The 7,268-nt window shown below is 33.6% G+C and carries 5 protein-coding genes and 1 pseudogene; 1 reads left to right on the top strand and 5 read right to left on the bottom strand.

What is annotated here, in order from left to right:
* Positions 1 to 49: 49 nt before the first annotated feature.
* From rpsU to Q0U66_RS04815, 4 genes are all read right to left on the bottom strand, one after another.
* Entirely contained in the window at positions 50 to 229 is a 180-nt protein-coding gene (gene rpsU, locus Q0U66_RS04830) for a 30S ribosomal protein S21 (RefSeq protein WP_297378072.1), read from the bottom strand.
* 68 nt (positions 230 to 297) lie between these two features.
* Positions 298 to 1,023 (bottom strand): 16S rRNA (uracil(1498)-N(3))-methyltransferase, encoded by a 726-nt coding sequence (locus Q0U66_RS04825; RefSeq protein ID WP_297378069.1) that lies wholly within the window; start codon positions 1,021 to 1,023, stop codon positions 298 to 300.
* On the bottom strand, positions 1,016 to 1,930 hold the full coding sequence (gene prmA / locus Q0U66_RS04820) for a 50S ribosomal protein L11 methyltransferase (RefSeq protein WP_297378066.1): 915 nt from the start codon (positions 1,928 to 1,930) through the stop codon (positions 1,016 to 1,018). The genes Q0U66_RS04825 and prmA overlap by 8 nt, the downstream gene beginning before the upstream one ends.
* An 8-nt stretch (positions 1,931 to 1,938) precedes the next feature.
* Positions 1,939 to 3,834, bottom strand: coding sequence for a glycoside hydrolase family 13 protein (locus Q0U66_RS04815; RefSeq protein WP_297378063.1), 1,896 nt, complete (start codon positions 3,832 to 3,834; stop codon positions 1,939 to 1,941).
* 180 nt (positions 3,835 to 4,014) lie between these two features.
* On the opposite strand from Q0U66_RS04815, the gene adhE reads away from it, so the two are divergent.
* Entirely contained in the window at positions 4,015 to 6,612 is a 2,598-nt protein-coding gene (gene adhE, locus Q0U66_RS04810; protein WP_297378059.1) for a bifunctional acetaldehyde-CoA/alcohol dehydrogenase, read from the top strand.
* A 57-nt stretch (positions 6,613 to 6,669) separates the two neighbouring features.
* On the opposite strand, the pseudogene Q0U66_RS04805 reads toward adhE, so the two are convergent.
* Positions 6,670 to 7,268: pseudogene (locus tag Q0U66_RS04805) on the bottom strand (hypothetical protein); the annotation flags it as partial.

Genomic DNA, 7,268 nt, shown 5'->3' with positions numbered 1-7,268 from the left:
ATAAGTGTCATTTCGTAATAGTAATAATCAATCTTTATCTAAAGGTTAATTAACCTCTTCTTTTCTTTCTTTTTGCTTGATCTATTTTTCTTTTTCTAACTACAGATGGTTTTTCGTAGAATTCTTTTCTCTTGTATTCTGATAAAACTCCTGTACGTGCACATTGTCTCTTAAATCTTTTTAATGCACTATCAATAGATTCATTTTCATGAACTCTAACTTCTGTCAATCTCTTCACCTCCCCACTTTTGTGGATTACTTGATTTATTATATATGATTTGCATTAATATTGCAAACTTAATTAATGTCTCCAGATTCATACTGAATCATTGCAGTAAGGGCCATAGCAGCAGTTTCAGTCCTCAATATCCTATTTCCTAAGTTCACAACGTGGGCAGAAATCGATTCAAGTTTTTCAATCTCTTCTTCTGAAAAACCACCTTCTGGTCCTATAACTATATTCACTTCACTTAGGACATTTTTTGTTAATACTTCTTTTAAACTATAGCCCCTGTTTTCATAAGCTACAATCACAAACTTACCTTCTAAATCCCTTGCCATTTCATTAAAAGTCAAGGATGCTTTAACGGTAGGTATGATTGATCTTTTTGATTGTTTAGCAGCTGATTCAGCTATATCATGGTATCTAGCAAGTTTTTTCTTTTCTTTCTTTCTATCCCATTTAACTATAGTTCTGGATGAAGTAAAGGGAATTATTGTACTTACACCAAGCTCTGTGCATTTTTGTATAATCCATTCCAACTTATCACTTTTAGCCAGACCTTGATATAGGTTTATTTTGATATTGGACTCATTTTCATCCTTTTTTTGGGACAAGATGACACAAGTACTATTATTTTTATCACTTTCCAATAGTTTTACAAGGTAGACCACTCCATCAACCACCACTTCAAACTTTTCATCATCTTCAATCCTAAGTACTTTTATGTGGTGGATATTATCCTTAGAAAGTATAATCTGATCATTTATAACACTTGATTGGTCTTCAAAAAACCTATACATCCTTGCTCCTTGCTACTAGTAGGGTCCATTCTCCCTTTTCTCTTTGGTCTAAAATCTCATAGTCATTTTCTGACAAGGCTTCTTTGACCATACCCGCCTTTTCATTGATTACTCCAGATAAGACTAGGATTCCAGATTTTTTAATATAGTCCTTAGATTGCCCAATCATTTCAACTAATATTTCCGCTAAGATATTGGCGAATATTAAGTCGTACTCTCCTTCTATATTGTCGAAAAGATTTGACTCTTTGGCTTGTAAATCAACCTTGTTTATCTTTGCATTATCTATTGTTGAAGAAACAGCTATAGGGTCTATATCACAGGCTAAGACATTTTTAGCTCCTAGTTTTTTAGCAAGGATTGAAAGTATACCTGACCCGCAACCTATGTCTAAAATATCCAATCCAGATAGGTCCTTATCTTCAACATACTCCATACACATTGAGGTTGTTTCATGTGTACCTGACCCAAAGGCCATTTTGGGTTCTATTTCAATTACGATTCTATTTGTATCTATATCCTCTTCCCAGGAAGGTTTGATTAGGATTTTATCTCCAATATTGAAAGACTTGTAGGTCTTTTTCCACTCATCTTCCCAGTTAGAATTATCTATTTTTTTTTCTATAAATTCTATTGAAGGGAATTCTTTAGATAAATACTCTTTAAGTTTTTCCCTATCTTCTAATCCCTTGTCAGAATCTTCAAAGTATACTTCATAGTTGATCCTAGCATCTTTATCAATTACTAGATCACTAGTTTCCCACTCTGGTAAAGAGCTTAAAATTTCAATCTTCTCTTCAGGGTCATCTACTAAAAATCCTATATTATCAAAATCATAAATCTTATTTTCAAATTTCTTATTCTCTTCTTTAGATAAGTTAAAATTTAATAAAATATAATTATCCATATAAACTCCTATCTTACTTGGACTACTATTGATTCCTTAGGATTTAATTCAATAGTTAATTTTTCTTTTTCTATACTTAAAGAAGAATCTCCTATTATTTGGTCAAATGAGCTAGTTAATCCAAACTGTCCTAAGTCTACTTCAAAATTTTCTTTATTTTCAGATTTAGTCCAGGCGAATATAAATAGGTCATCCTGGGTAAATCTAGCGAAAGTAAAGACTTCATCATCTACATGAAGCAGCTTAAATCCTCCCGATTTAAGGGCCTCATTATTTTTCTTCAAATTAGCCAAAGTTTTATATAGCTGGTAAGAATCTTTTTTTCTCCCTATTAAATCATTTTCCGGAGTCCAATCCATTGGATACCTAGCACCTTCCATGGTCTCAATTCTTCCATCTAGGTATTTTTCATCACCATAATATATGTTGACTGCTCCTGGTAGACCAAATAAACTTATTATCGTTCCCCTATAAACATCATAATCTAAATCTTCGTGGTTATATAATCTTTCGACATCATGGCTATTTATCAAATTAAACATTTGATAACCTATTTCTGTTGGATGTTTATCTAGAAATTGGATTATTCTTTCTGCTAATTGGTGTCCTGTAAACTTGTAGGCAAAGTCTGAAAAGTATGGATTTCTTCTTAGGAGCAGGTCCTTTTGCCCAGTAAATTCTCTTAATGGTGAGCCTACTCCAAAATAGTTCATGGTAGAATCCCACCTGTCTTGATTGTACATATCTGGGGTATCAGCCCATTCTTCAGCCATGATTAAAACGTCTTCCTTTACCGACTTAAGTTCATGGTTGATTTCCTCCCATACTTCATAGTATAGGTCTTTTTGTCTATTTCTAGCCATTACATCGGCAACATCAAATCTCCACCCGTCTATATTAAAGGGTTCTTTCAAATATTTTTTTAAGACAGAATCTTCATTCCTATAAACTAAGTCTCTCAATTTTTGACTACTATAGTTTAAGCTAGGCATGGTCTTTACCCCATACCAAGATTCATAATTTCCTTCGTCATCTATAAAATAAAAGTCTCTTTCTTCTGATTCAGGATTGTTATAGGCACCAAGAGATTTAGGATAGAAAGTCCCATCCATATTAAACCATTTTGAATCTGATGATGTATGGTTGATCGAAATATCTAAAACCAGCTTCATCCCTCTTTTATGCAGGTTTTCAGACAAGGCTATCAAAGCCTCTTCTCCACCAAGACTATCATCTATCTTAAAATAATCTAAACTATCATACTTGTGCATAGTAGGTGATTTAAATATCGGATTTAAATACAAACCTGTGACTCCGAGCTCTTCAAGGTAATCCAGCTTATCTATTACCCCCCAAAGGTCACCACCGTAAAAGTCTAAACAATGACTATCTTCGAATTCTAAAGGTTGGTCTTCCCAAGCCATTTGTATAGGCTTATGTCCTCTATAAGTGAAAGAATCTTCCTTATATGTTAAGTCTGGACGACCATTGTAAAATCTATCTGGAAGTATTTGATAAAAGACCTGGTCCTTCATCCAGCTAGGCGCCCTATAGTCGACTAGTATCTTAAAGTCCCTAGACCTATCGGGTTGATAGTCACTTATCTTATATTGGGAATAGTAATAAAATTTATCTTCACCCGCCAATACGAAATTATAAGTAATTAATTTATCATAAACTTCCATATCATACTTATAATAAATCAAGCCGTTTTTTTCATATTTAACAGACATTTCTTCAATTTTTTCTACACCCTGGTCCCTATATCTTATAAACACTTTTTTTATAAGGTCATTCTTTTTTATCCTTATAAGTACTTCTATAGTATCTCCAATTTTAGGAAAGGGATTTGAAATAAAGTGTTTACTCGAATCATGGTAAACCGTAGTTAAAATCTCATTCATCTAATACTCCTTACTGCTTTTATTTGATTATAACACAGATTATGTTACAAATAATTAATATCTTATTTTGTGAAAACATTAACACATCATTTGTCTATTTACATTTATTTTTTCATAGGTTACTATATTCATGTAGTGTTAATTATTTAACAGATAAATATCATAATGGAGGAAAAAATTATGACCGAAAAGAAAGAAACAAAGATAACAGCTGAACAAGAAATACAAAAATTAGTTGACAAGGCTAAAGTTGCTTTAAAAACTTTAGAAACATTTGACCAAGAAAAAGTAAATAAAATAGTACACGCTATGGTAATGGCTGGTATAGACCAACACATGCACCTAGCTTTAGAAACAGTTAAAGAAACAAAAAGAGGTGTTGCTGAAGATAAAGCTATTAAAAACTTATATTCAACAGAAACAATCTGGCACTCAATTAAATATGAAAAAACATGTGATGTTATAGATAGGGATATGCAAACAGGTATCATAAAGGTTGCATCCCCTCTTGGAGTAGTTGCAGGTATCACACCAGTTACAAACCCAACTTCAACAACAATGTTTAAGGCGATTATTTCAATCATGGCTAGAAACCCAATTATATTTGCTTTCCACCCAAGTGCACAAAATTGTTCTGCCCTAGCAGCTAAAACAGTTTATGATGCAGCAGTTGCAGCAGGCGCTCCAAAAGATTGTATCCAATGGATTGAAAATCCAGGTTTAGATAAGACATCAGCTCTTATAAACAACGATGGCGTTGCTATTACTCTAGCAACAGGTGGAGCAGGAATGGTTCACGCAGCTTATTCAACAGGTAAACCTGCCTTAGGTGTTGGACCAGGAAACGTACCAGCATATTTTGAAAAATCATGTGACATCAGAAGATCTGTAAACGACTTAGTGGTTTCAAAAACTTTTGATAATGGTATGATTTGTGCTTCAGAACAAGCAGTAATTTGTGACAAAGAAATTTACGACCAAGTTAAAGAAGAATTTGAAAGAAATAGAGCTTACTTTGTACCAAGCAAAGATATTAAAAAATTAGAAGACTTTGTAATCAACAAGGAAAAACAATCAGTTAACCCAGATATAGTTGGACAAAGTGCTGAATGGATAGCAGAACACGCAGGAATAAATGTTCCTGAAGGTACAAAATTACTAATAGCAGAATGTAAGGGTGTTGGAGAAAAATACCCACTTACAAGAGAAAAACTATCTCCTGTTTTAGCATTTATCAAGGCCGAATCAACAGAAGACGGTTTTGAAAAATCAAAACAAATGCTTGAATTTGGTGGTATGGGACACTCAGCATCAATCCATACACACGGAAGCAACAACGATTTAATCGAAGACTTCGCAGTAAAAATGCAAGCTTCTAGAATCTTAGTAAACTCTCCTTCTTCAATAGGTGGCATAGGAGACCTATATAATGAAATGACTCCTTCACTTACATTGGGTTGTGGATCATACGGTAAAAACTCAATAAGTGAAAACGTATCAGTAAAACACTTAATAAACGTAAAGACTATAGCTAAGAGGAGAAACAATATGCAATGGCAAAAACTACCATCAAAATTATACTTCGAAAAGAACTCAGTAAGATATCTAGAAAAAATGCCTGATGTAGAAAAGGTATTTATAGTTACTGACCAAGGTATGGTGGAACACGGCCTAGTAGCAAAAGTTGTTGACGTTTTAAGAAAGAGAGCAAACCAAGTTGTTTATGAAATATTCTCAGATATTGAACCAGATCCAACAACAAATACAGTAGAAAAAGGACTATCTAAGATAAAAGACTTTGAACCAGATACAATCATAGCTGTTGGTGGTGGTTCACCACTTGATGCTGCTAAGATGATGTGGTTAATGTATGAAGCACCTGAAGTAAGCTTCTGGGGAGCAAAACAAAAATTCTTAGATATCAGAAAGAGAGCTTACAAGCTACCTGATCTAGGGCAAAAGTCACAATTAGTATGTATACCAACAACATCAGGTACAGGTTCAGAAGTTACACCATTTGCAGTAATTACAGACTCTGAAACAGGTATGAAGTATCCAATCGCTGACTACGCATTGACACCATCAGTAGCAATCGTAGACCCACAATTTACTTATACCCTACCAAAACCAATGATTGCTTACACAGGTTTGGACGTACTAACACACGCTATTGAATCATTTGTATCTTCAATGGCATCCGACTACACAAGAGGCTTAAGTATGCAAGCTGTAGAATTAGTATTTAAATCATTATCTGATTCTTACCATACAAATAAACACGAACCTAAAGAAATCATGCACAACGCATCAACAATCGCAGGTATGGCATTTGCTAATGCATTCTTAGGAATAAACCACTCACTTGCTCATAAGATTGGTGCAGAATTCCACATAGCTCACGGTTATGCTAATGCTATCTTGATGCCACATGTAATTAGATACAATGCTAAAAACAACGGTAAGACACAAGTTTGGTCTAAGTATGAATACTTCAGAGCTGATGAAGACTACGCTAAACTAGCTAAGGCTATAGGTTGTGAAGGTGAAACTACTGAAGAATTAGTAGAAGCATTTGTACAAAAGATTATAGACTTATCTAAAGACTTAAATCTTGACCTTTCAATCAAGGGCCAAGGTGTAAGCAAGGAAGAGTTTGAATCTAAGGTTGATAAGCTAGCAGTATTAGCTTACGAAGACCAATGTACAACAGCAAACCCTAAAGAACCAATGATTGAAGAATTAAAAGAAATCTTATACCAAGCATATGAAGGTGTATAAGAATATATAAAACCAATAAAAATGGAGCTTGAAAATTTTCAAGCTCCATTTCTTTTATTAAATACTATAATTATCAGGCATATCTCTTTCAGCTATTTTATTTATCTCTAAGTTGAATACTGGCTCTAGTGATAAGGAAAGCATATTAGAATACATGATTCCAAATATAGCAAATATTCCAACAATTACTTTAAATACATCTATTGAATAGTCAATCCTCATTCCGCCATCAAAAGTAATCTGTATAAATGAGTAGAATAGCATCATAGCCGCAAGCATAAGAGGTATTAATATTAGCAATTCTGTTAAAAATAGGTCCCATTTTCTACCACGCATCTCCTGTCTAGCACTTGCAAAGGCTTCTCCTATTTGCATATGAGGGTAGTCCACCATGTTATATACAGCTCTTTGGTATTCCAATCTTTTCACCAAGCCTGGTATGATAAATAACATAGTCCATAAGGTTATTTTTATTTGTATCAACAAACTTAGTAAAAACATTTTACTTCCGTGCTTAGATGCTTGTTTTATAAAACCAAATGTTTTAACTTTCCTATTTTCTTTTAGTGCCTCATAGTTTTCTATTCTTACATAAGTATTAAATAGGGCTAGCAATGTATTTAATGATGTATATATAAGTAAGTCTCTTGTATAAT

The organism is uncultured Helcococcus sp., assembly GCF_946998255.1.
Taxonomy (GTDB): Bacteria; Bacillota; Clostridia; order Tissierellales; family Peptoniphilaceae; genus Helcococcus.
Note: the sequence above shows the minus strand (reverse complement) of the source record. Positions and strands in the feature narration are given on the sequence as shown.